General features: G+C 55.5%; 23 protein-coding genes. 14 read left to right on the top strand and 9 right to left on the bottom strand.

Annotation, left to right across the window (positions count from 1 at the left end; genetic code table 11):
- The first annotated feature begins 199 nt into the window (after window positions 1–199).
- On the top strand, window positions 200–2941 hold the full coding sequence (locus tag L1047_RS12615) for a valine--tRNA ligase (protein WP_235279315.1): 2742 nt from the start codon (window positions 200–202) through the stop codon (window positions 2939–2941).
- Between the two features lie 79 nt (window positions 2942–3020).
- On the opposite strand, the gene L1047_RS12610 is transcribed toward L1047_RS12615, so the two are convergent.
- Together L1047_RS12610 and L1047_RS12605 are read right to left on the bottom strand one after the other, a co-directional pair.
- Complete coding sequence (locus L1047_RS12610) at window positions 3021–3935, bottom strand: ABC transporter permease (protein WP_235279314.1); 915 nt, start codon at window positions 3933–3935, stop codon at window positions 3021–3023.
- A complete protein-coding gene (locus L1047_RS12605) occupies window positions 3925–4893 on the bottom strand; it encodes a DUF4434 domain-containing protein (RefSeq protein ID WP_235279313.1) in 969 nt (322 codons plus the stop codon). The genes L1047_RS12610 and L1047_RS12605 overlap by 11 nt, the downstream gene beginning before the upstream one ends.
- A gap of 48 nt (window positions 4894–4941) precedes the next feature.
- Between L1047_RS12605 and L1047_RS12600 the strand changes: the two genes are divergently transcribed.
- From L1047_RS12600 to L1047_RS12590, 3 genes are all read left to right on the top strand, one after another.
- Window positions 4942–5505 carry a sigma-70 family RNA polymerase sigma factor gene (locus tag L1047_RS12600; protein ID WP_235279312.1) on the top strand — a complete coding sequence of 188 codons (564 nt, stop codon included), beginning with the start codon at window positions 4942–4944 and terminating at the stop codon, window positions 5503–5505.
- Window positions 5502–5840 carry a hypothetical protein gene (locus L1047_RS12595; RefSeq protein WP_235279311.1) on the top strand — a complete coding sequence of 113 codons (339 nt, stop codon included), beginning with the start codon at window positions 5502–5504 and terminating at the stop codon, window positions 5838–5840. The genes L1047_RS12600 and L1047_RS12595 overlap by 4 nt, the downstream gene beginning before the upstream one ends.
- Window positions 5841–5922: 82 nt before the next feature.
- Window positions 5923–6339, top strand: coding sequence for a Spy/CpxP family protein refolding chaperone (locus L1047_RS12590; protein ID WP_235279310.1), 417 nt, complete (start codon window positions 5923–5925; stop codon window positions 6337–6339).
- Between the two features lie 198 nt (window positions 6340–6537).
- Here the strand turns inward: L1047_RS12590 and rbsK are convergent, their stop codons facing one another.
- Window positions 6538–7458: a ribokinase gene (rbsK, locus tag L1047_RS12585; protein WP_235279309.1), complete on the bottom strand. Its 921-nt coding sequence runs from the start codon at window positions 7456–7458 to the stop codon at window positions 6538–6540.
- Between the two features lie 140 nt (window positions 7459–7598).
- Between rbsK and L1047_RS12580 the strand changes: the two genes are divergently transcribed.
- The 3 genes from L1047_RS12580 (at window position 7599) to L1047_RS16805 (ending at window position 9353) form a co-directional block, all read left to right on the top strand.
- A complete protein-coding gene (locus L1047_RS12580) occupies window positions 7599–8360 on the top strand; it encodes a sucrose-phosphate phosphatase (RefSeq protein WP_235279308.1) in 762 nt (253 codons plus the stop codon).
- 58 nt (window positions 8361–8418) lie between these two features.
- Window positions 8419–8745, top strand: a complete 327-nt coding sequence (locus L1047_RS12575) for a YbjQ family protein (protein WP_235279307.1) — start codon at window positions 8419–8421, stop codon at window positions 8743–8745.
- A 389-nt stretch (window positions 8746–9134) separates the two neighbouring features.
- Complete coding sequence (locus tag L1047_RS16805) at window positions 9135–9353, top strand: zinc ribbon domain-containing protein (RefSeq protein ID WP_443081725.1); 219 nt, start codon at window positions 9135–9137, stop codon at window positions 9351–9353.
- A 93-nt stretch (window positions 9354–9446) separates the two neighbouring features.
- On the opposite strand, the gene aroA is transcribed toward L1047_RS16805, so the two are convergent.
- Complete coding sequence (gene aroA / locus L1047_RS12570; RefSeq protein ID WP_268836608.1) at window positions 9447–10814, bottom strand: 3-phosphoshikimate 1-carboxyvinyltransferase; 1368 nt, start codon at window positions 10812–10814, stop codon at window positions 9447–9449.
- 308 nt (window positions 10815–11122) lie between these two features.
- On the opposite strand from aroA, the gene L1047_RS12565 reads away from it, so the two are divergent.
- The 3 genes from L1047_RS12565 (at window position 11123) to L1047_RS12555 (ending at window position 13062) form a co-directional block, all read left to right on the top strand.
- On the top strand, window positions 11123–11422 hold the full coding sequence (locus L1047_RS12565; protein ID WP_235279306.1) for a DUF4332 domain-containing protein: 300 nt from the start codon (window positions 11123–11125) through the stop codon (window positions 11420–11422).
- Window positions 11423–11560: 138 nt separating this feature from the next.
- Window positions 11561–12241, top strand: a complete 681-nt coding sequence (locus L1047_RS12560) for a polysaccharide deacetylase family protein (protein WP_235279305.1) — start codon at window positions 11561–11563, stop codon at window positions 12239–12241.
- A 65-nt stretch (window positions 12242–12306) separates the two neighbouring features.
- Entirely contained in the window at window positions 12307–13062 is a 756-nt protein-coding gene (locus tag L1047_RS12555; protein ID WP_235279304.1) for a PspA/IM30 family protein, read from the top strand.
- Between the two features lie 79 nt (window positions 13063–13141).
- On the opposite strand, the gene hemF is transcribed toward L1047_RS12555, so the two are convergent.
- Together hemF and L1047_RS12545 are read right to left on the bottom strand one after the other, a co-directional pair.
- A complete protein-coding gene (gene hemF / locus L1047_RS12550) occupies window positions 13142–14143 on the bottom strand; it encodes an oxygen-dependent coproporphyrinogen oxidase (protein WP_235279303.1) in 1002 nt (333 codons plus the stop codon).
- Between the two features lie 113 nt (window positions 14144–14256).
- Window positions 14257–14499, bottom strand: a complete 243-nt coding sequence (locus tag L1047_RS12545) for a Ycf34 family protein (RefSeq protein WP_235279677.1) — start codon at window positions 14497–14499, stop codon at window positions 14257–14259.
- Between the two features lie 370 nt (window positions 14500–14869).
- Here L1047_RS12545 and L1047_RS12540 point away from each other — a divergent pair, with 370 nt between their 5' ends.
- From L1047_RS12540 to L1047_RS12525, 4 genes are all read left to right on the top strand, one after another.
- The gene (locus tag L1047_RS12540; protein WP_235279302.1) at window positions 14870–15166 is read left to right on the top strand and encodes a hypothetical protein; all 297 of its coding nucleotides are present in this window, start codon (window positions 14870–14872) and stop codon (window positions 15164–15166) included.
- A 497-nt stretch (window positions 15167–15663) separates the two neighbouring features.
- Window positions 15664–15840 carry a hypothetical protein gene (locus tag L1047_RS12535; protein ID WP_235279301.1) on the top strand — a complete coding sequence of 59 codons (177 nt, stop codon included), beginning with the start codon at window positions 15664–15666 and terminating at the stop codon, window positions 15838–15840.
- A gap of 101 nt (window positions 15841–15941) precedes the next feature.
- Window positions 15942–17240: an MDR family MFS transporter gene (locus L1047_RS12530; protein ID WP_235279300.1), complete on the top strand. Its 1299-nt coding sequence runs from the start codon at window positions 15942–15944 to the stop codon at window positions 17238–17240.
- Window positions 17241–17335: 95 nt separating this feature from the next.
- On the top strand, window positions 17336–18553 hold the full coding sequence (locus L1047_RS12525) for an NAD(P)/FAD-dependent oxidoreductase (RefSeq protein ID WP_235279676.1): 1218 nt from the start codon (window positions 17336–17338) through the stop codon (window positions 18551–18553).
- Here the strand turns inward: L1047_RS12525 and proC are convergent.
- The 3 genes from proC to L1047_RS12510 all read right to left on the bottom strand — a co-directional run bounded on the left by proC (window position 18550) and on the right by L1047_RS12510 (window position 21267).
- Window positions 18550–19353 (bottom strand): pyrroline-5-carboxylate reductase, encoded by an 804-nt coding sequence (gene proC / locus L1047_RS12520; protein WP_235279299.1) that lies wholly within the window; start codon window positions 19351–19353, stop codon window positions 18550–18552. The genes L1047_RS12525 and proC overlap by 4 nt on opposite strands.
- 60 nt (window positions 19354–19413) lie before the next feature.
- Complete coding sequence (locus L1047_RS12515) at window positions 19414–19989, bottom strand: cell division protein SepF (protein ID WP_235279675.1); 576 nt, start codon at window positions 19987–19989, stop codon at window positions 19414–19416.
- A gap of 570 nt (window positions 19990–20559) precedes the next feature.
- Entirely contained in the window at window positions 20560–21267 is a 708-nt protein-coding gene (locus L1047_RS12510; protein WP_443081715.1) for a YggS family pyridoxal phosphate-dependent enzyme, read from the bottom strand.
- Window positions 21268–21305: the final 38 nt, after the last annotated feature.

Raw genomic sequence — 21305 nt, 5'->3', positions numbered from 1 at the left:
TTTTCTGACTTTACGCAGGCCCTTGAACTAGGCAAAAACCCTTATTGGACAGGGAAGTGACCTGAATCTGCTGTATCAGATAACGCTGGAAAAGGCTGTAAGTTTGCTTCTGGGCTTGTAGACAGCCGCCGGGAAGGGTCTGGCCTGTTACCCTATAGGGTGATTCTGCACGCTTTACAACCCTTTACCTCCTCTGCTCATGACCGCCGCGATCCCCCAGGCCACTCACCTGCCCAGCCAATACAACCCCTTTGAAACCGAGCCGAAGTGGCAGACCTTTTGGGAGGAGCAGGGCTTCTATGTGGCGGATCCAAAGGCACCAGGGGATCCCTTTAGCATGGTGCTGCCACCCCCCAATGTGACGGGCAATTTGCACATGGGGCATGCCTTCGCCTTTACGCTGCCGGATGTGGTGACCCGCTACAAGCGGATGCGGGGCTACAACGTCCTCTGGGTGCCGGGTACGGATCATGCCAGCATCGCGGTGCACACCATCCTGGAAAATCAACTGCGCCAGGAGGGTAAGAGCCGCTTTGATCTGGGCCGAGATGCCTTTTTAGAACGGGCCTGGGCCTGGAAGGAGCAGTCTCAGGGCACCATCAAGGGTCAACTGCGGCGGTTGGGCCTCTCCCTGGACTGGAGCCGGGATCGCTTCACCATGGATGAGGGCCTGAACCGGGCGGTGATCGAGGCATTTGTGCGGCTACATGAGGCAGGGCTGATCTACCGGGGGGAATACCTGGTCAACTGGTGCCCGGCCACCCAGTCAGCGGTGTCGGATATCGAACTGGATGACAAAGAAGTGAAGGGGCACCTGTGGCATTTTCGCTACCCCTTGGCGGCAGATCCAGAACGCTATTTGGTGGTGGCCACCACCCGACCCGAGACCATGCTGGGGGATACCGCCGTGGCGGTGAACCCGACCGACGAGCGCTACAAGCACCTGATCGGCCAGCAGATCAAACTGCCCATTAAAAATCGCCTCATCCCAATCATCGGCGACGAGTATGTGGACGCCAGCTTTGGCTCCGGCTCCGTCAAGATCACCCCGGCTCACGACCCCAACGATTTTGAGATCGGCCAGCGTCACCACCTGCCTTTCATCAACATTCTCAACAAAGACGGTACCCTCAACGAGAACGGGGATCCCTTTACCGGCTTAGATCGCTTCGTGGCCCGCCAGAAAGTGGTGCAGTGGTTTGAGGAGCACGGCCTGCTAGACAAAGTGGAGGACTATACTCACACGGTGCCCCACAGCGACCGGGGGGGCGTGCCGATTGAGCCGTTGCTGTCGATTCAGTGGTTTTGTGATGTATCGGAGATGGCGGCCCGTTGTCTGGAGGAAGCTCACCTCAACACCAGCCCCCACTTTGTGCCGGAGCGCTGGACAAAAGTTTATACCGGCTGGTTGGAAAAGCTGCGCCCCTGGTGCATCTCGCGGCAACTGTGGTGGGGCCATCAGATCCCGGCTTGGTATCCGGTGATCGAAGGCCAGATTCCCGAAGATCCGCAGGCATTTGTGGTGGCCCGTAACCCTGAGGAGGCCCTGGCCAAGGCCCGGGAGCGGTTCGGATCCCAGGTGGAGGCGGTGCAGCAGGATCCGGATGTGTTGGATACTTGGTTTAGCTCCGGGTTGTGGCCTTTCTCCACCCTAGGCTGGCCGGATGAAACCGAGGATCTGAAGCGCTATTACCCCAACTCGTTGATGTCTACCGGCTTCGACATCATCTTTTTCTGGGTGGCCCGCATGACCATGATGGGATCCCAATTTACGGGCCAGATCCCCTTCAAGGACGTGTATATCAACGGCCTAGTGCGGGATGAGCATGGGGCAAAAATGTCCAAATCCAAGGGGAACGGTATCGACCCGCTGGAGCTGCTGGATAAATATGGCACCGATGCCCTGCGCTATGCCCTGGTCAAAGAAGTGGTAGGGGCAGGGCAGGATGTGCGCCTGGCCTACGACCGCAAAACCAGAGAAAGTGCCAGCGTCGAAGCAGCCCGCAATTTTGCCAACAAGATCTGGAATGCCTCGCGCTTTGTGTTGATGAACTTGGACGGGCAACCCCCTGCCCAACTGGGAACCTCATCCCCAGAGCACCTGGAATTGGCGGATCGCTGGATCCTCTCCCGACTGCATTCCACCACCGCCCAAGTGATCCAGGAGCTGGAAACCTATGGCCTCGGGGAAGGAGCACGTCTGCTCTACTCGTTGATTTGGGATGACTTTTGCGATTGGTATATCGAGCTGGTCAAGCCTCGTCTGCGGGGAGAGGATGTCACTTCCAAACGGACAGCCCAGCAGGTGCTGGCCACGGTGCTAGAAAGCATCCTCAAGTTGCTCCACCCCTGGATGCCTCACATCACCGAAGAGATCTGGCAGATCTTGACCCAGACAGAGCAGACTACCTCTATTGCGGTGCAGCCCTATCCCGAGTCGGATCCCACCTGGGTGGATCCCGGTCTGGAGCAGGACTTTACCCTGGTGATTCAGGTCATCAGCAGCCTGCGCAACCTGCGAGCAGAAGCTGGTCTCAAGCCCAACCAGAGCATCGCGGCCCTTTTGCTGACCACGGATCCCACAGAGCAGAGGATTCTCGCCGAGGCACGACCCTATATCCAGGAGCTGACCAAGGCCGAGTCGCTGGAGATCACGGGATCCCTAGCTTGCGAACCCAAACAAGTAGCGGCTGGGGTGGTGGGTACTATTCAGGTCTTGATGCCACTGGCGGGTCTGGTGGATGTGGAGGCACTGCGAGCCAAGCTGCAAAAAGACATCGCCAAACTTGAAAAAGAAGCTCAAGGGATCCGCTCCCGCCTCGAGAACCCCAATTTCCTCAGTCGGGCTAACCCAGAGGTGGTACAAACCCATCGGGATCAGTTGGCGGAGCTGGAGGCACAGATCACCTTGCTGGAGTCTCGGTTGCAAAAGTTGGGCTGATTTGCTGTGGGATGGGTCAACTCCCGCACAGCCCTCTTAACCAGCTAGGCTCGCATCTGCTAATTGTTCAGGTAATTGTTCAGGAGACTTGTTCAAATGCCCCCAATCGCTTAGCCACCAACAAATAGACAATCATGATCCCCATCGGCACCACCGTGAAGGCCGCCGCCAAGGGAATATTGCCAGAGGTGCCTTGAAAGGCCAAAACCGCTTGTCCAATAAAGTAGCTGGAATTACCAAGGGAATAGGGCACCACAAAATCCCCTAGAGTTAGAGAAAAAGTAAAGACAGATCCTGCTAGAATACCCGGCAAGATGAGGGGAAAAATCACATGACGAAAGGTTTGCCATCCCCTAGCCCCCAAATCTCCAGAAGCCTCAATCAAGCTATCGGGCACCCGCTCCAGAGCCGCCTGAATCGGAAGGATCATATAGGGCAACCAAACGTAGAGAAACACCAAAAAAATGCCCAAATTGGATACTGCCAGCGATGGCCCACCAATCCCAGGCAGATGTAAAATCTTCTCCACCCAACCTTGTAGCCCTAAATGAGTAAACAGATAGGTGAGGATCCCTTCTTTGGCCAGGATCAACTTCCAGGCGTAGACCCGAATCAAATAGCTAGACCAGAGAGGCAACAGCACCAATAGGTACAAAAAACCTTTCCAACGGGGAGAAGCTAGCCGTACCATCGTATAGGCCAGAGGCAAAGCCAGCACAATCGCCGCCACAGTAACCCCCAAAGCCATGACAAAACTGCGGGCAAAAATATCCAGATTGGCAGGCGTGAGTAAGTCTTGATAGGTGGCAAAGGTTAGTTGACGCAGCACCAGGCCCGTAAAGGGATCCAAGTGATAAAAACTCTGTAGCAGCAGGGTGAACAGCGGCCCTAAATACAGGACTAACAGCCAAATTAAAGGTGGCCCTAACAGGATGATGAGGGTGAGAATAGTGCGGCGATAAAGAAGACCAAATACATCAATTTTATGGGTCATTTTTGACATCTTTGGATCCTTTTACAGATAAATTATGTAGCCAATTTCGGTAGCATCGATTGAGGTTTTGAGCCGCTGGATAAATAGAATTAGGGCTGAGAAAGTGAGAATATTCGAAGGTGATCAACTTGTCTACACCGGCTGCTTGAGCGGCTTCCAGCTTAAACCGCAACTTCGGCCAAGCAATCGGTGGAAACTTGATGTGCACATCCCGATCAAAACTCTCGATATTTGACCAGCAGGTGATGCCATATCGTCTGGCCAGAGCAGCATTAACTGCCAAGTAATCCGGCAACTCTGCAAAATTCACCTGCCCATCTTGAAAGGCGACATAATCCACTTTGCCTTGTAAGCGGGCAAAGACTTGATCCCATTCTCGTTCATGTTCTTCTAAGGAAATAGCCTGTGCAAATTGTTTGCAGCCCCGAATATAGGGAGAGATTAAAATCGGCAATGGCTTGAGGTGGCGAAGATGTTGAGAAAGCTGCTCATACACTTGCATCATGCCTGGATTGAAGGTGTTGATTTCATGGCTGATGTACCAACCCCCAAAAGCCGGGCTAGAACCATAACGCCCCCAAACTTCATCGGCAAACGCCAGATTCAGGTCGATCTCCGCTTGATAGTTTCCCTGTAACCAATAATCACCGGAATCATAAGTGCCCAGGAAAAAGGTCATGCCCTCCTGTTCCGCCAAGTTCAAAAAGAGCGCCACCAAATCCTCATCCACGATTAAATTTGGGTGGAGTTTGGCCAGCACCTTTGAAGAGAAGGTGGCCCGATCCCGGTAGCCAGCCCGAATCAAGATCACCGTATCGATGCCGTCTTGGCGCATGGCGGCGAAGTCCTTGGCCCAATCTGTCGCTCCCCAGTTGGCAGAAGGAATATCATGGCTGATTTCATCCAGGAAAGTGCCTGTGATCGCAAGCGGGGATCCGGTTAAACCTTTTGGGGCCATGAACAGTCAGATTAAGCGAGTTAGGCAGGGTCGAGAGGGAGCAAAGCTGTGCAGACAGCAAAGGATACATCCAATGCAGATGATGCAGAGCTGATCCAACGTTGCCTGAGCGGGGATAGCCAAAGCTTTCGCCAACTTTACCGCAAATACCAGCAGTCGGTGCGCAACATTCTCTATCCCTTGTGTGGGGCGGATTCTTTAGACGATCTGGTGCAGGAGGTGTTTCTGCGGGCTTGGAAGGGATTACCCCGCTTCCGGGGGTCAGCCCAATTTTCCACCTGGCTCTATCGCATCTGCTGGAATGTGGCCTTGGATCAACGGCGGCGCTATGCCCGTCAGCGATCCGAAACCCAAGAGCTGGTGTTGTCTGGAGAGGCGGCCCATTCTGGCCCAGATGTGATGCAGTTGCACCATCAGCAGGCTCTACAACGGGGCATGGCCCAGCTGAATCCCGAGCAGCGCCTGGTGTTGGTCTTGCATGACCTAGAGGATCTGCCCCAGAAAGAAATTGCCCACATTCTGGGGATCCCGGTGGGAACCGTGAAATCCCGACTGTTTCATGCCCGCGCCACCATCCGCAAATATCTACTTCAGGAGGGAATTACCCCGTGAACCAAAACCCCTTTGAAGAGGAGCAGCTACGGCAGTTTTTACGCCAATTCCGCACTCCTCCCCCTTCCTCTGATTTGGAAGATCGGATCTTGCGTAGTGTCACTGCCCATCCACTGCGACAGCGTTCACGGCTGGGTTGGGGCTGGGTTGGGATCCCGATTTTGGTGGGGACATTGCTGGGTTGGGCCGGGTATCAACGTTGGCAGGCCCAGGTGGTGGTGCAGGAAACCGAAGCCCTAGAAAGCTTCTTGATCAACACCTGGGGAGGATTGCTTGGCCAAGACGGGGTAGAGGCCGAAACCTGGTGGATAGAACTAGGCCTCGAGGGATCCTAATCGACCGGGTTGTGGCCCGACAGATGCTACTTATACTTGCACCCTTAACCCATCAGACTGTTGAGACCCTGCCAGGAGAACGATGAAAAGAACTTTGTTGTGGATCCCCATTCTGGGCTTAAGCCTGCTCTGCCTAGGATCTGTGAGTGAACCCACAGTAGCCCAGCCTGGGCGCCCGCGGGCCACAGAACTGCGCCGGGGTCGCAACCTGCGGGATCTGAATCTCTCTGCCGAGCAATTGCGCCAACTGCAACAAATTCGCCACCGCAAACAGGAGGAGCTCCTGAATCGCACCCTGGAGTTAAGAGCCGCCCGTCGTCAACTGCGGGAGCTATTGGTCAGCGATGCCCCCGACTCGGAAGTGGCAGCCCAATTTCAGCGGGTACAACGGCTAGCTCAAGAGGTGAATGCCAGCCGCTTCGAGGCCATTTTGGAAATGCGCCAAGTCCTAAGCCCAGAACAACGACAACAACTGCTACAGACCATTGAAGATCATTGAAGATCTCTTTCCGCTCTGATTGTCAGCCGGGATCCCTTTCCCCGAGGGTAGAAACTTTGCGGCAGCAGATGCTAGAACAAGACACTTGGCGACACAAAACCCTCTCATCGGCCACTCAAACCCTAGAGAGCACTACCGAGTAGTCCTGAATGACTCTCCTAGGGCACCTCGATTTCCATTTTTGGCTCTCACCCAAAACTAGACGCTGGGATCCCTCTGGCCTGCCCCAAAAGCCTCGATCTCAGCTCGATAAGCTAGGCTGGGCTGGGCTCCCGCCCGAGTGACCGCGAGTGCTGCCGCCGCATTGGCAAACCGCAAGGCTTCCTTCAGAGATCCCCCGGCGGCCAAGCAAGCAGCCAAAGCCCCACAAAACCCATCTCCAGCGGCAGTGGTATCCACCACTTTCACCGAATGAGCCGGCAGGTAGCCCCTTTCTTCTCCATCCACCCAGACCAAACCCGCCCCTCCCAACGTGAGGATCACCGTCGGGATCCCTTGCTTTTGTAGCCGTTGAGCCACCGTTTGGGCCTGCTCAGGGGTTTCAATAGGGGATTGGGTAAGGCTGGTGGCTTCGGTTTCGTTGAGCACCAGGTAGCGAATTTGCGGCAACAAAGATCCAGGCAAAGGTTGAATCGGGGCGGGATTGAGCAAAATCGGGATCCCTTGGGCAAAGGCTTGCTCAGCCACCGCCAATACCGTCGGCATCGGAATTTCCAGTTGCAGCAGGAGTAAGGCAGCAGGGGTGAAGAGGGGCAAGCCCTCTGGCGTATAGCGTCCATTGGCTCCTGGGCTGACCACGATCCGGTTCTGTCCGCTGGGATCCACCGTGATCAGGGCGATACCACTTGGGCCTGGCAGTTCTGTCAGTTGGCGGGTATCAATTCCGTTTTGCTCGAGGTTTTCTTTGAGAATAGCTCCGAAGGCATCGGATCCCACCGCTCCCCACATCTGCACCTCCGCGCCCGCCCGGGCCGCCGCCACCGCTTGATTGGCTCCTTTGCCGCCGGGGTAGGTGGCGTAGTCGGATCCCAGCACTGTTTCGCCAGAGATGGGCTGATGGGGCACCTGCACCACCAAATCCATATTCAAGCTACCTACCACGCGGATTGGCTTCGGCATCAGGATCCTTGACAAGATTCAATGGGAGGAGAAATTGTCCTCAGCAGGATGAAGTTTCATCATGCCACGGCAAGAGCACTGAAGCTGATACTCTGTGGAGACAAGGATCTCTCAACCCGATCCCAAAGAGGTGAGTGAAGGTGCCTGTGAACTTGCAATTGTTGATCACCGATTTGGATTACACCTTGGTGGGGGATCCCTCAGCGTTGCAGGATTTGAATCCCAGACTGGAACAGTTACGTGCCCAAACAGGCCTAAAGCTCGTCTATGCCACCGGTCGATCCTGGTATCTGTACCAAGAACTGCTCCGGGAATACCCGCTCTTGCCCCCTGATGCTTTGATCCTCTCGGTGGGCACTGCTGTCCATCATCAAGGACTCCCTGAGCCGGATCCGGGTTGGACAAGTCATCTTGCCCAGGGATGGAATCGGGAGGCAGTTGCCGAGGTGGCGGCTCAATTTCCCGAACTGCGCCCCCAACCTGTCTCTGAACAGGGAGCCTTCAAGCTCAGCTATTGGCTGGATGCCGGACGAGCTGAATGGGTGAGCGCACAACTGAGCCGGGAATTGGCGCAACGGGGACTGGCGGTGAACCTGGTGTATAGCAGCGGTCGAGATCTGGACTTGCTCCCTCTAGCGGGAAATAAGGGATCCGCGCTGCGCTACTTACAACAAGAATGGGGGATCCCTGGGGAACAGATCCTGGCTTGTGGAGATTCTGGCAACGATCAACTGCTGCTCCAGGCGGCGATCGAGTCAGGGGGCTACGGCATTGTGGTGGGCAATGCCCAACCAGAATTGCTGGATTGGTACCGCAAGAACCCTACTCCCCACTGTATTTTGGCTTCCGCCGCCTGTGCAGGCGGGATCCTAGAGGGGTTGCAACACTTTGGGTGTCTATAGAGGTTGTCTATAGAGCATCTCAGCTAGCCTGGAGGGGTGCCAACCCAGAGGTTGAAGAATGTTGCTGTCTACCACAGATGTGTTGCAGGGTGTAGAAATTGAAAGCTATCTGGGCATTGTCACTGCCGAGGTGGTTTATGGGAGCAACGCCTTACGGGACTTTTTTGCAGGGATCCGCGATATTATCGGCGGGCGCACAGGAGCTTACGAGCGGGTTTTTGAACAGGGTCAGAAAGAAGCAGTTGCCGAGTTAGAACGGCGGGCCAAACGTCTAGGAGCGGATGGGGTGATCGGCATCAACCTCAACACCAGCACCATAAACGTTGACCAAACCGGCGTGCTCCTTTTGATCACTGCCACCGGAACTGCTGTCCAGATCCGCTGAAGGGGCTGTCTCCAATGGCAAGGGAATTTCTGCATTCAACATGAAGAAATAGATTCCTAGACTGAAGGCGGAGCATGAATGGTTGAAAGAGTGCTATTCGCAATGCTTACAGCAATCGGTGTTGAATCTGTCTCAAGCGTTCCAGAACTTCTTTGAGGGCAGGGCAAAGTATCCCAGGTTCAAGTCGAAGCATCATCGTCAGTCCGTCCAGTTTCCCCAAAACGTCAAAGTGATTTCTGAATCTGCAATTAAGTTTCCTGGTTTGTTGGGAACGGTTGCAGCCAAAATTCACAGACCAATTGAGGGACAACTGAAGACGGTCACTGTGTCCAAGATGCCAGATGGAAAGTACTTTACATCGTTGCTGGTAGAGGACGGTATGGAGAAACCTGAATCTTCTCTTTCCGTCTTCTCACCTTTGTTCCAACACCTTTCTCCCGCTAGAGAAGATGGATCTCTCGGTTCGCTCGTTTGTAAGTCCTCACTGCCAGAAACGCCACGACCCAGACATCAACGCAGCGATTAATATCAGAAATGAAGGCTTGCGGATTTTGGCCTCAGGAAGTGGGGCTGCTGCTCTAGGACGCGATGTAAGACCCAAGGCGTAAGTCTACCCTCTCCGAGGCTGTCGCGGTTGATTAGAGAAGCCCATCCTGTATGCAGAGCAACCCTGCGGGAAGCAAGCTACAGCGTCGGGTACTTCACAGATCCGTTAATCGCTGCAAAGTGGGAATGAAATCTGGGTAAGAAATGCGGGCACAATCTGCTCCGACCAAAGTTGTGGATCCCTGGGCGCCCAAAGCTGCCACCATCAGGCTCATGGCAATGCGGTGATCTTCATGGCTGTCTACCTCCGTCCCCTGAAGCGGGATCCCTCCTTGGATCTCCAAGCCATCTGGATGTTCACACACCTGAGCCCCCATACGGCCCAGCTCCTGTGCCATGGCGGCCAACCGATCACTTTCTTTCACCCGCAGTTCTGCCGCATCTCGAATCACCGTTACCCCATCTGCAAAAGCCGCCGCTACCGCCAACACCGGGATCTCATCGATCAAGGTCGGGATCCGGTCTCCAGCGATGGTGCAGCCCCGCAACGGAGCAGAACGCACCCGCAAATCTCCTAGGGGCTCGCCCGCAATCTCCCGCGGATTCTCGATTTGAATATCTGCTCCCATTTCCCTTAGCACCTCCAATACCCCGGTGCGGGTGGGGTTCAAGCCGACGTTTTCCAGGAGCAATTCGCTCTCGAGCACAATTGAGCCTGCCACCAACCAAAAGGCTGCCGAACTGATATCCCCCGGAACAGTCACCGCCTGTCCCCGCAACCGGGATCCCCCCACAACTGCCACCGTTTTCTCCTCCGGATCCGCGTTGATCTCGGCCCCAAAGGCCCGCAACATCCGCTCGGAATGATCCCGCGAAAGAGCCGGTTCCGTCACCTGCGTGGTGCCTTCCGCCAACAGACCCGCCAGCAAAAGGCAAGATTTCACTTGGGCTGAGGCGACCGGAGAGTGATAGTGAATGCCTTTTAGGGATCCCCCTTGTATAGCCAAAGGGGCAAGATTGCCCCCGGCCCGACCCCAAATTTGTGCCCCCATCTGTCGCAAGGGATCCACCACTCGTCGCATCGGTCGGGAACGCAGGGATCCATCCCCCGTCACGGCAAAAAAGCGCCCAGCATGGCTGGCCAGGATCCCCAACATCAGCCGCATTGTCGTCCCAGAATTGCCCGCATCCAATACATCCGCCGGTTCTTGCAACTGGCCCAAGCCGATTCCCTTGATGCGCACCCATGTGGTATTCAGCTCAGAGATCTCCGCTCCCATCGCCCGAAAGCATGCAGCTGTACTGCGGGGATCTTCCCCTAGCAGTAGCCCCTGAATCGTGGTTTCTCCCTCCGCCAGGGATCCCAGCATCAAAGCCCGATGGGAAATGGACTTATCGCCGGGAATGCTCACTTGGCCACGTAGACCCGTGACAGGAGACAGGGTCAGGACATTAGCAGAAGAAGGGGTGGTCAGCACAGCAGACGTTACAGGAGTTGAGGCAGTCTCATCATACTCATGCATGTACCTGATTCCCTCCAGATCCCTGTGGCCAGAACCCTAACCAGCACGACAGGCTGTCTTTTGACGGGATCCGTCGCTGTTGTGGAGGATAAACAGTAACAACATGGATTCCTAGGTCGGGGCTGGCCTCGACCTTTTATTTTGTTGACTTATTTTGTTTATTTTGTTGACTTTGTGGGCCAAGCGGGGGGAAGAAAAGGCCTGGCTAGAATCAAACAAATGCCTAGGATAAAGCTGTGCCCCTTCCGAGCAACTCTGTAGAATCTGTTCCGGCCTCACCAAATTGGCCCCTGAGTCGGATCCCAGGGATGAGCGCTGCCGATCGATCTGCCCTGAAGAAGTTGGGCATTGAATCGACCCAACACTTGCTGGATTATTGTTCCACTGCGGCGCAGCAGCAGGCCCTTTCCACCCAACTGAAAATCCCTTTGCGCTTTATCCACAAATGGGTGGCACTCGTGGCCTTGGCCCAGATACCCGCAGTGGGGCCAGAAGGGTGTGGGCTGTTGTTACATGCAGGCATTTTGTCGGTAGAGCAGTTGGCAAAGGGATCCCCGCAAGTGCTGCATCGCAACCTTTGCCGTCTCCAAGTGAGATCCCTAGGATAACGGGGGCATCAACTGAGTTTTGCCCAAGTTGTGGAGTGGATTTGCCAGGCGCAACAGAGGATATAGGAAGATCTCTAGTGGATCCTCAGCAGTGAATCTAGTGAATCTTGAAGAGTAAAGCATCAAGAATCAAGCATCGTGGTTGCTTCTCCTCAAATTCTGCCCCCATTCCTTTACTCCCCTCTGCACTGGGGGTTGAAAACCCTTTTCCCAGACTGTTTGTGGGAATTACAGGCCAACCCGAACACTCAACCCATTGCCCTCACCTTCGACGATGGCCCGCATCCGGATCACACCCCGGCTCTACTGGAGGTTTTGGCCCACTTTCAGGTGCCGGGCAACTTTTTTGTCCTCGGCGAACGGGTGCAGCGCTGGCCTCAGCTGGCCCAAGAGATCGTCCGGCAAGGTCATCACATCGGCCTCCACGGTTGGCAACATCGCTCGTTCACCCAACTGACGCGAGAGGAAATACACCACAGCCTAAGCCGCAACCAAGCCGCTTTGGCCGAGGCCTGTGGTGGGATCCCTCGTGATTATCGGGATGTGCGCCCACCCAATGGTCTATTTTGGCCGCACACCCTTGCGGATCTACGCGATTGGGGACTGCGAGTGGTCATGTGGAGCGTGGTTCCAGAAGACTGGCTCACCCCGCCTGTCTCGGTGGTGCTGGAGCGCATCCTCACCCAAGCGCGGTCTGGATCTCTGATCGTGCTTCATGATGGAGTCCATGGGGGATCCCAGGTTGCAACCATCACGCAGCAGTTGATCCCAAGGTTGCGGGAACGGGGCTTTCAATTTGTTCGCCTCTCGGATCCCTGAGAACTATTCCGGTTGCGCGAGAAATTGAATACAGTAAAGTCAGGCACAGGCATGGGAGCAAGGCCATGGGCGCACGCAAAGTCATCTACGGCATTTTTGGGCAACGGGCGGGCAGCGTTATCGTCGGCACCTGGAACTGGTTGTGGGGGATCCCTGTGGATAAGGGCGGCACCGGGGCGGTGATGGTGGCGGAAGAATCCCTACGCACCATGCAAGAATCTGTCCAGCGCCTCACCGAAGCTGTGGCCACCCAGGTGGCCTCCTACCAGCGGGCCGAGCAGAAATACATGCAAAAGGTGCGCGAATACCAGTCTCTCGAGAACAAAGCCCGCCTAGCCGCTCAACGGGGAGATCAAGAGGCCGCCCGCATGGCTATGGCACAAGCCCTTCAAATTGAGGCGATCCTCGGCCCCCTCAAAGAAAACGTCGAAACTGCCGATCGCTACGTTACCGCCGCCAAGCAAAAACTGGCCCGCGAAAAAGAAAGGCTCACCACCTACAAAAATGAACTGAGCAACATGAAGGACATCAACGAGGTGAACCAAGCCCTCGAGCAGATGACCCGAGTGAACAATGCCTACAGTATCGACTCCGCCAAGTCCCAATTCGAAGCGGCCAAAAACGCAGTCCAGGCCCGCCAGTTCAAAACTCGTGCCATGAGCGAACTCTCGGAGGATCGCAGCGAACAGATCGCCGCTCAACTAGACAACATGGCAATGGATGATGAAGTATCGCGCCGTTTGGCCATGCTGACGGGGCAGAGCAACCCCCAGGCAAATCTGCCAATGCCGGATCTAGACTTTGAGGTGAAATCCCCCTAACAGCGGCAGTAGCCCCCTCAATAGGTACAAGTAGATAGGTACAAGCAAGTAAGTAGCCTATTTAGCCTATTCTTCGCGACTACACGCCCCAATTGCGGGGATGGCGCAGCACATCGTAGAGCTTTGCTTCCCAAGTTTCGGGTTCCGGTTCATAGCCGTATTCCCAGCGCACCAAGGGGGGCAAGGACATCAAAATCGATTCCGTCCGCCCCTGGGTTTGCAAGCCAAAGATCGTCCCCCGGTCGTACACCAAGTTGAATTCCACATAGCGCCCGCGACGATACAGCTGAAACTGCCGCTCTCGCTCCCCCCAGTCCATCTCCTGCCGCCGCTCCACAATCGGCACATAGGCGGGTAAAAAGGACTTCCCACAAGCCTGAACCAACTGAAAAAGATGCTCCCAACTGCGGGATCCCACCCGGACTTGTAAAGATTGGGGTTGGGGAGCCCCGTCCACCTGACCATCAGGTCGGTACAACAAACCGGGACGTTCGTCCTGATAATCGAAGAAAATACCCCCAATGCCACGGGCCTCACCCCGATGGGGCAAGAAAAAGTACTGATCACACCATGTTTTGAAAACAGGATAGTAGACGGGATCCAACGCATCACAGGCAGCCTGAATCGTCCGGTGAAAGTGAACGGCATCCTCCTCGAACAGGTAGTAGGGAGTGAGATCCATACCTCCGCCAAACCACCACACTGGCCCCGCTTCAAAATAGCGATAGTTCAGGTGCACCGTCGGCACATAAGGGTTGCGTGGATGCAACACCATCGAGGTACCCGTGGCATAGAAGGAATGCCCTTCTGCTTCCGGGCGTTGTTTCAAGATCGAGGGCGGCAAATGGGATCCAAACACCTCGGAAAAGTTAACGCCTCCCTGTTCAAACACCCGCCCCTGCTGAATCACCCGTGAGCGCCCGCCCCCGCCCCCCGGACGTTCCCAACTATCCTCGCGGAACTGGGCTTCACCATCCACAGCTTCCAAACGGGCACAGATGTCATCCTGGAGCTGCCGCATCCATTGACCCACCTGTTGGCGGGCATCCACCGGCAGACCTACGGGGCTTGAGGTCAGCATTGTCATTACAGAATTACAGATCGGTGATGGGAAAGTTGATTGGAAAAAGGACTCCGTCACCCGCTTCCATCGGCAAGGTGCCTCGACAGAGTATTGCGGTAACCAGAGCCATTCTAGGTGGGAACCGCCTCATAAGGACGCAGCCGTGCCCATTTGTTACGTTCTTCCCAAAAGCTTTGGCAGCCCACCACATCCCATTCCATCTCCGTGCCGCCGTTGCGAATATTCACATTGATCTGCGGCCCTTGAGGCTCAAAATCGGGGGCTAAGGTTAGGTGAGCCTGTTGGTGCTGAGCTTCAACCGCGTGATAAGTGGTGCAACGATCCACGTAGTGGCAGTGAATACAAATACACATGGCTGCCGTCTTCATGATACAGTGCAAGACTTTGACGATAACATTTCTGGGAGGTTGGGGATCCCTAACTCTGTAAACCTTGTAAACCTTACTTGAGACATTTCTTTGCAAAGATGGGCATCCCGTTGGGACTTGTCTAAAATCTCGACATACTTCTTCTACTGGCAGCTTGATCTCGACTAGGATCAGGCTAACCTTTTTTAGTGAGCTGGGGACGGGGATCCCACGGTTGAGTGGCTTCTGGGACTACTGCTTGTCTTTCAGCACATCTGCAAAACCCTAACAAAACCCTAAAGAAAGCACGTTTTGTCAATCTCATTTTGTTGATTTTAGTGAATTTCAGAAGAAAACCACATTCAGGAGGAACCCTATGAACACCCACGACCGTTATCGCTTCACCTGCACGCTCTCCTTTGGGGATATCTATGGGCAGATCATCATTTGGTTGATCGTGATCTTTGCTAGTTTGGCGGCGGCCCTTTCCCTGATGAATAGCCCCCTCTACGCTTTCCTCACCATTGGGCTGATTTTGGTGGTTTCTTTGCCTTTTCTGCTTTTTGCGTTTGTCACCACCTTGCTCAACCACATCGAGTTTGCGGTAGTTCCCCCTGAGGAAGAGAAAAATTCAGTATCCTCCACTGCTGCGCCGCAAGTGGCTGTCAGCTAGGCGGAAATGGACGCGGTTTCAATGTTTGGGTTACAGTCTGTCAGCTAAACTACTTTGGAACTCACCTGAGAAACTTTATCAGTAGAGCCCAGCATAGGTTCTGGAGCAGCGGGATCTCACCGTTGCTAGCTTACTGCGTCGATATGCCTGAGGAGAAGGAGACTTTCCCGATGCCGTGCTGGTCGGGGAGGCTCTGAGCCATCAAGAGCTGAAGATCTGGAGGGCATTTGCCTGGCTCAGGCTTTTCTCAGCTATGCCAACTTGGTGGGAGCCAGCTTGAGTGGGGCTTCTTGAGTGCAATAGTGCAACCGATTCGCCTGTTTGGGAGTACTGCTTTCGAGGAATGCTGCGATACCGGGTCAAGCTGTGGGCAGAGGGATCCGATGGGTACAGTCTTCTGTCCCTATGGCGGACAGGTTCCCAGGCGGAGAAAGGCTTTCCGTTTACTTAATATTTGTTTATAATCTCAATAGAGACGGTTAGGGTACTTCCGACCCATGGAAAATTCTTTGGTGCGGTTGGATTATCGAGTCTATCGGCTGGCGCGGCTGCTGAGTGAGCATCTGGAGCTGAGTGGGCTGGTGTCTGTTTCCGCGGGATCCCTCAACGAAACCGAGGCAACAGAGGCTGCTGCCCCAACCGAACCCGCCTTGATCTGGAGCATTTCGGCTTAATCTGCCGAATCCGCTGAATCTTAGTGGGTTTCCGAGAACTTTCCCGAGCGCAAGCGACAGGGATCCCCTAGGCTAAGTAGGCTATCCCCCTGGCACAGACTATGGGCATTCCTTCCTGGTGGCCGAAGTTGAGCTTGCAGGTTTGGCTGATCTTTATCGGTCGGCTGCTGTCCCAAACCGGGACAGGCTTTACACTCTTTTACGCCACCATTTTTTTCGTCAATCAAGTGGGGTTGACGGCAACCCAGGTGGGGTTGGGTCTGGGCATCATGGCCTTTGCCGGGGTGTTTGGCCGCATTTTCGGCGGCTCGATGGCGGATGGGGCTTGGGGGCGCAAAGCCACCTTGATTTTGTCTTTGGTTATTTCCACCCTTGGCTCCTTTGGGTTGGCCCTCTCCTACAACTTTTGGGCTTTTGCCTTGGCCAATGTGGCGGCGGGTTTAGGCCAAGGGTTGTACTGGCCACCCGCCGAAGCGATTGTGGCCGATCTCACCACCCGCGAACAGCGCAACGAAGCCTATGCCCTGAACCGCCTTGGGGATAATTTGGGCCACAGCATTGGGGTAGCGATGGCCAGCACGTTGGTGGCGCTGACTGGGGCCTATCGGCTCTTGTTTGTGATCGATGGCCTCACCTTTTTGATCTTTTTGGCAGTGCTCTGGTTCTTCATTCGGGAAGCCCGTGAATCCAATTTGGCAGCAGGGCCGATGCTGGCAGGTTGGAAAACAGCCCTGACGGATCACTCGTTGTTGGTGTTTGGATTATCCAACATCCTCTTCACCACTTATGTGGCTCAGTTGAGCAGCAGCATGCCCCTTTACTTCCGCAATTTTGTCGGGATCCCTGAGGTGCAAATTGGCGCTTTGTTTGCTCTACATGGAGCCTTCATTGGCCTGCTACAGATGCCGGTAGCCCGTTGGCTGAATCGCTTTACCCGCATTCAAGGGCTACAGGGATCCGCCTTGATTTGGGGAATTGGCTTTGCCCTCGTGTTGCTGACCGGTCTTTCAGCGGAGTTGGGGGCTGTACCAGCTTTGGCTTTGGCTACGGTGGCCCTAATGGTGTTGTCTCTGGCCTTGGTGAGCTACAACCCTTCTGCATCTGCTTTAGTGGCGGATTTGGCCCCGGAGCATCTGCGGGGGGTGTATCTGTCCATCAATTCCCTCTGTTGGGCGGTGGGGTTCGCCGCTGGCCCGATGATTGGCGGGGTGGCCTTGGATCTGCCGCAACCTTGGGTCGGAGGCCTGTGGGTTTTGTGGGTAGCCACGGTGGCCGTGGTGTGGGGGATTTTGAGCTGGCTAAACCAAATTTTGCCTGGCAAAGTGAATGCGGCTACCTCTCCACGCCAGTCTCTACACCAGAAAGAACCAGTTTCCCTAGGCAGTGCCGAGCACAAGTGAGCACGTAACCCATGCACTCAACCCACGGGCTCCCGTTTCCGCGCCCACCGTTTGTTACCGTTTGTTAGGGTAGGAGCACTCTCAACCATTTGAGCATGAGCCGCATTTGCATTCTTGGGGGTGGGTTTGGCGGGCTGTACACCGCCCTCGAACTCAGCCGACAACCCTGGCCAGAACCGCCGCAGATTACTCTGGTCGATCGGCAGGAACGATTTGTCTTCGCCCCGCTTCTTTACGAACTGCTAACGGGGGAAATGGAGGATTGGGAAGTGGCCCCCCGCTTTCAGAATTTGTTGTCACCTGAGTCGGTACAGTTTGTGCAGGGATCCGTCACAGCCATCGATCCAAAGGCACGCCGAGTCACATTGGGAGAGGGACAGAGCCTAGACTACGACGGCCTGGTGCTGGCTTTGGGTGGAGAAACCCCCTTGGACCGGGTGCCGGGAGCAGCGGAGTATGCTTTTCCCTTTCGCACTTTGGCAGATGCCCAACGGCTGCGCACTCACTTGAAGCACCTAGAGGCTCGAGAGCCGGCCCAACCCATTCGGCTGGCCATCGCCGGGGCCGGAGCCAGTGGTGTGGAGTTGGCCTGCAAATTGGCGGATCGGCTGGGATCCCGTGGCCAGATCCGGCTGATCGAGTTGGGATCCCATATTTTGTCTGGCTTTGCCGAGTCCAGCCGAGGAGCCGCCCAACAGGCTCTGCAGGAGCGCGGGATCCAGGTGGAGCTGCGTACCCAAGTGTTGCGGATAGAGGCCGTTGACGAGAAGAGGAAGAATGACCTAGCCCTGCACGTGCGGCGAATCGATAGCGAAGCAATGGCTTCGGATCCCGTCGATGCAGTGCTGTGGACAGTGGGCACGCAAATGTCCGGGGTGATCCGTGCCCTAGACTTACCCAAAACGGAGCAGGGACGACTGCAGGTGTTTCCCACTCTCCAGATTCCCTCGTTCCCGACGGTGTTTGCCCTGGGGGATGTGGCCGCGGTGGTGGATGCCGACGGGCAAAGTGTGCCAGCCACAGCTCAAGCGGCTTTTCAACAGGCCAGCTACTGCGCCTGGAACCTCTGGGCTGCGCTCACCCAGGAGCGGCCTCTTTTGCCCTTTCGCTACTGGTCGCTGGGGGAGATGCTCAGTTTGGGGGTGGATACGGCGGTGCTGTCTGCATTGGGGGGCTTTACCTTGACGGGCCCGCTCGGCTACCTGGCCCGGCGAGCCGCTTATCTGGTGCGTATGCCTACCCTGGAGCATCAACTCAAGGTGGGATGGAACTGGATCAGCCGCCCCCTGTGGGAAGGGCTGTTGCCCCGTTAGGATCCCCGCAACTGGCAGGAGCGCTCATAGGCAGCCTGAACCGCTTGCATCAACGCCCCACGCACACCCGCCTGTTCAAGGGCATCGATCCCGGCAATGGTGGTGCCACCCGGGCTGGTGACGCGATCTTTCAAAAGGGCGGGGTGGAGTTGTTCCTGCTGCAATAGAGCCGCCGTACCGGACAACGTCTGCAGAGCCAGTTGGGTGGCAATCGGGCGGGGCAAGCCGACGCGTACTCCGCCGTCGATCAAGGCTTCCAAGATCACCGCCACATACCCTGGCCCGGAACCGGAAAGGGCAGTCACCGCATCCATGTGGTTCTCAGAAACCGTAACCACCTCTCCCACAGCCCGAAACAGCTTCTCCACCTGCTCCACTTGGGTAGGCGTAATGCCCGTTCCATAGCTGATCGCCGTCATGCCAGCCCCCACCAAAGCGGGAGTGTTGGGCATCGTGCGCACCACCATCTGCTTGGGGAAAGCCTGCTGCAACTGCTCCAAAGGGATCCCGGCCATGATCGAGATCACCAGCTCCGGGGTGGTCAGTTGGCCCATCTCCGCCACAACCGTGGCAAAAACCTGCGGTTTAACCGCCAAAAATAAAATCTTGGCCTCCCCCGCTTGGGCAAGATCCGAGAGAAGACGGATGCCCAATTCCTTTTGCAACGCGGAGGCCCGCACCGAATCCGGCTCTCGCAAGCCAATCTGGTCTGGAGGGCAAACGCCTGAACCCACCCAGCGGCGCAACAGAGCAGATCCCATGGCACCACCGCCGATGACACTAAGGAAAGGTTGCTCCATGCCTGAACCGGAGTAGAAAGGGGACTATATAAACTTCACCGATCCGGTTCTCAACCCGACTTAGTGTTGGCCGACCGCCTGCAAATTGTCATAGCTGCTGGACCAGAGGGGAGCGGGGCTTTGCAGGGGCCGCTGTAGGGGTTGTCCCATCTGGCTACCGGGGGTCGAAACCGTCACGGTGCTAGGGGTGAACAAAAAAATGTTTTCGCCAATACGCTCCTGATGGCCATCGATAGCATAAGTGCCACCGGCTACAAAATCCACAGAACGCTGAGCATCGGCGGGATCCATCAGGGTCAGATTCATGATCACCGTCTTGCGATCCCGCAGGTGTTGCACCACCTGGGCCATTTCGTCAAAGCTGCGCGGCTCGATCACCACCACCTCACTGGTGGGTTGGCTTACACTCGGCAATCCGATCACATTGCTGCCCATACTGCCCCCTAATCCCCGCTCCCGATGTTGACTGCGCCGATGCCCACGAGACTCTTCCCGACTGAGAGAACTGTCTGACGTTTCTACTGCCCGTTGCCGCCGTCCGCGGGGGAAAGAATCTGCTTCCTCTTCTTCGACTGGAGTAACTGGCGCGGAATGATGCCCCTCATAGAGCTGCCGGAAATCATCCCGACCTTCCATATCAGAGTACTCTTCCAAGCCATCCACGGGATCCGTCAGACCCACAAAATCTCTTACCCTGCTCCAGATTCCATTCACAGTCATCACACACATCCTCACTACAGGTTATGGTTCACGCCAGGCACATGGTTCAAGCTCTTGAGCAACAGATCTCTTGGCCCGCAGGCAGATCCTAAATAAAGTATTTCAAGAGTTTGAGACAGGGTTTGTTTAAAAAATCGCCGCAGCTGGGGGCTAACGTCTGTTAACGGCATCCCATTGGCTTTAACGAATAGAGTGTACCCAGGAGAAACGAAAATGTCATCCTATCGGCCAACAAGGTGCTCTTAAGAAGCAGTCTCCTAACTTTACCCAGGTTGAACACATATTAACGGAAGTGCCGCAAATGATTGCAAATTCCCCTGAAATTCTCCCAAGAGATCGAAATTCAGGCGGGATCCCCCCATTTTTGCTAGCCTTGGGCCGGGTCAAGCCCCAGGCTAGCCCTGAAAATACCCCGAAAAGGCCGTTCCAGGGTGACGAAGCTTAACATAAATTTAACAGCAGTTTAACGTCTTTATGGAAGCTTGTCTATTTTAGGTCAGCATCTGCAAACAAAGAGCGCCCTAGCCGAATCAAGTTAGATCCTGCCTCCACCGCCAGAGGGTAATCATCCGACATGCCCATGGAGAGGGTTTGCAGGTTAAGGTGCTCGTAGCCACTACGCTGAATGTGATCCGCCAGCTCCACTAGTTTGCGAAACAGCTCTAGGGCGGCTTCTGAGTCGAGCCCTAGGGGCAGAATGGTCATTAGGCCGGATATTTGCACCTGCAGCAGCTGATCCAGTTGGGGCAGGCTTTGCAGCAGCTCCGCAATCGACCAGCCGGATTTGTTAGGATCGGGGGCCAGCTTCACCTGTAGGCACAGCTTGGGGGAGAGCTGCAGTTCCCAGGCTTTTTGGTTGAGCAACTTGGCTAGGCGCAGGCTATCGACGCTGTCAATCCAGGCAAATTGTTTGAGAGCGGGTTTGACCTTGTTGGTTTGCAAATGCCCGATCAAGTGCCAGATGATATCCGACAGGTCTTGGAGTTCCGCTTGTTTTTGCCTGGCCTCCTGGACACGGCTTTCCCCAAAGTGTCGGATCCCGGCTTGATAGGCAGCGCGAATGTGGTCGGCACTGTAGCCTTTGCTCACCGCCATGATCTCCACATGAGCAGGGATCCGCTCCCGTACCGTCTGGATGCGGCTGTGAATCAGGGGCTCATTGACCGAGGAGGTGGGCAGTGGCATCGAAACCATAGGGATTCCCGCCAAAAAGGGGGAGAGAAAAACTGGGG

Origin of the sequence: Synechococcus sp. Nb3U1 (genome assembly GCF_021533835.1) — a bacterium.
GTDB lineage: Bacteria > Cyanobacteriota > Cyanobacteriia > Thermostichales > Thermostichaceae > Thermostichus.
Note: the sequence above shows the minus strand (reverse complement) of the source record. Positions and strands in the feature narration are given on the sequence as shown.

What these genes read in the sequence shown, in the direction of transcription:
- L1047_RS12615 (WP_235279315.1), top strand. Translation starts at nt 200, where the DNA reads ATGACCGCCGCGATCCCCCAGGCCACTCACCTGCCCAGCCAATACAAC.
- L1047_RS12610 (WP_235279314.1), bottom strand. Translation starts at nt 3,935, where the DNA reads ATGACCCATAAAATTGATGTATTTGGTCTTCTTTATCGCCGCACTATT.
- L1047_RS12605 (WP_235279313.1), bottom strand. Translation starts at nt 4,893, where the DNA reads ATGGCCCCAAAAGGTTTAACCGGATCCCCGCTTGCGATCACAGGCACT.
- L1047_RS12590 (WP_235279310.1), top strand. Translation starts at nt 5,923, where the DNA reads ATGAAAAGAACTTTGTTGTGGATCCCCATTCTGGGCTTAAGCCTGCTC.
- rbsK (WP_235279309.1), bottom strand. Translation starts at nt 7,458, where the DNA reads ATGCCGAAGCCAATCCGCGTGGTAGGTAGCTTGAATATGGATTTGGTG.
- L1047_RS12575 (WP_235279307.1), top strand. Translation starts at nt 8,419, where the DNA reads ATGTTGCTGTCTACCACAGATGTGTTGCAGGGTGTAGAAATTGAAAGC.
- aroA (WP_268836608.1), bottom strand. Translation starts at nt 10,814, where the DNA reads ATGCATGAGTATGATGAGACTGCCTCAACTCCTGTAACGTCTGCTGTG.
- L1047_RS12565 (WP_235279306.1), top strand. Translation starts at nt 11,123, where the DNA reads ATGAGCGCTGCCGATCGATCTGCCCTGAAGAAGTTGGGCATTGAATCG.
- L1047_RS12555 (WP_235279304.1), top strand. Translation starts at nt 12,307, where the DNA reads ATGGGCGCACGCAAAGTCATCTACGGCATTTTTGGGCAACGGGCGGGC.
- hemF (WP_235279303.1), bottom strand. Translation starts at nt 14,143, where the DNA reads ATGCTGACCTCAAGCCCCGTAGGTCTGCCGGTGGATGCCCGCCAACAG.
- L1047_RS12545 (WP_235279677.1), bottom strand. Translation starts at nt 14,499, where the DNA reads ATGTGTATTTGTATTCACTGCCACTACGTGGATCGTTGCACCACTTAT.
- L1047_RS12540 (WP_235279302.1), top strand. Translation starts at nt 14,870, where the DNA reads ATGAACACCCACGACCGTTATCGCTTCACCTGCACGCTCTCCTTTGGG.
- L1047_RS12535 (WP_235279301.1), top strand. Translation starts at nt 15,664, where the DNA reads ATGGAAAATTCTTTGGTGCGGTTGGATTATCGAGTCTATCGGCTGGCG.
- L1047_RS12530 (WP_235279300.1), top strand. Translation starts at nt 15,942, where the DNA reads ATGGGCATTCCTTCCTGGTGGCCGAAGTTGAGCTTGCAGGTTTGGCTG.
- L1047_RS12525 (WP_235279676.1), top strand. Translation starts at nt 17,336, where the DNA reads ATGAGCCGCATTTGCATTCTTGGGGGTGGGTTTGGCGGGCTGTACACC.
- proC (WP_235279299.1), bottom strand. Translation starts at nt 19,353, where the DNA reads ATGGAGCAACCTTTCCTTAGTGTCATCGGCGGTGGTGCCATGGGATCT.
- L1047_RS12515 (WP_235279675.1), bottom strand. Translation starts at nt 19,989, where the DNA reads ATGGAAGGTCGGGATGATTTCCGGCAGCTCTATGAGGGGCATCATTCC.
- L1047_RS12510 (WP_443081715.1), bottom strand. Translation starts at nt 21,267, where the DNA reads ATGGTTTCGATGCCACTGCCCACCTCCTCGGTCAATGAGCCCCTGATT.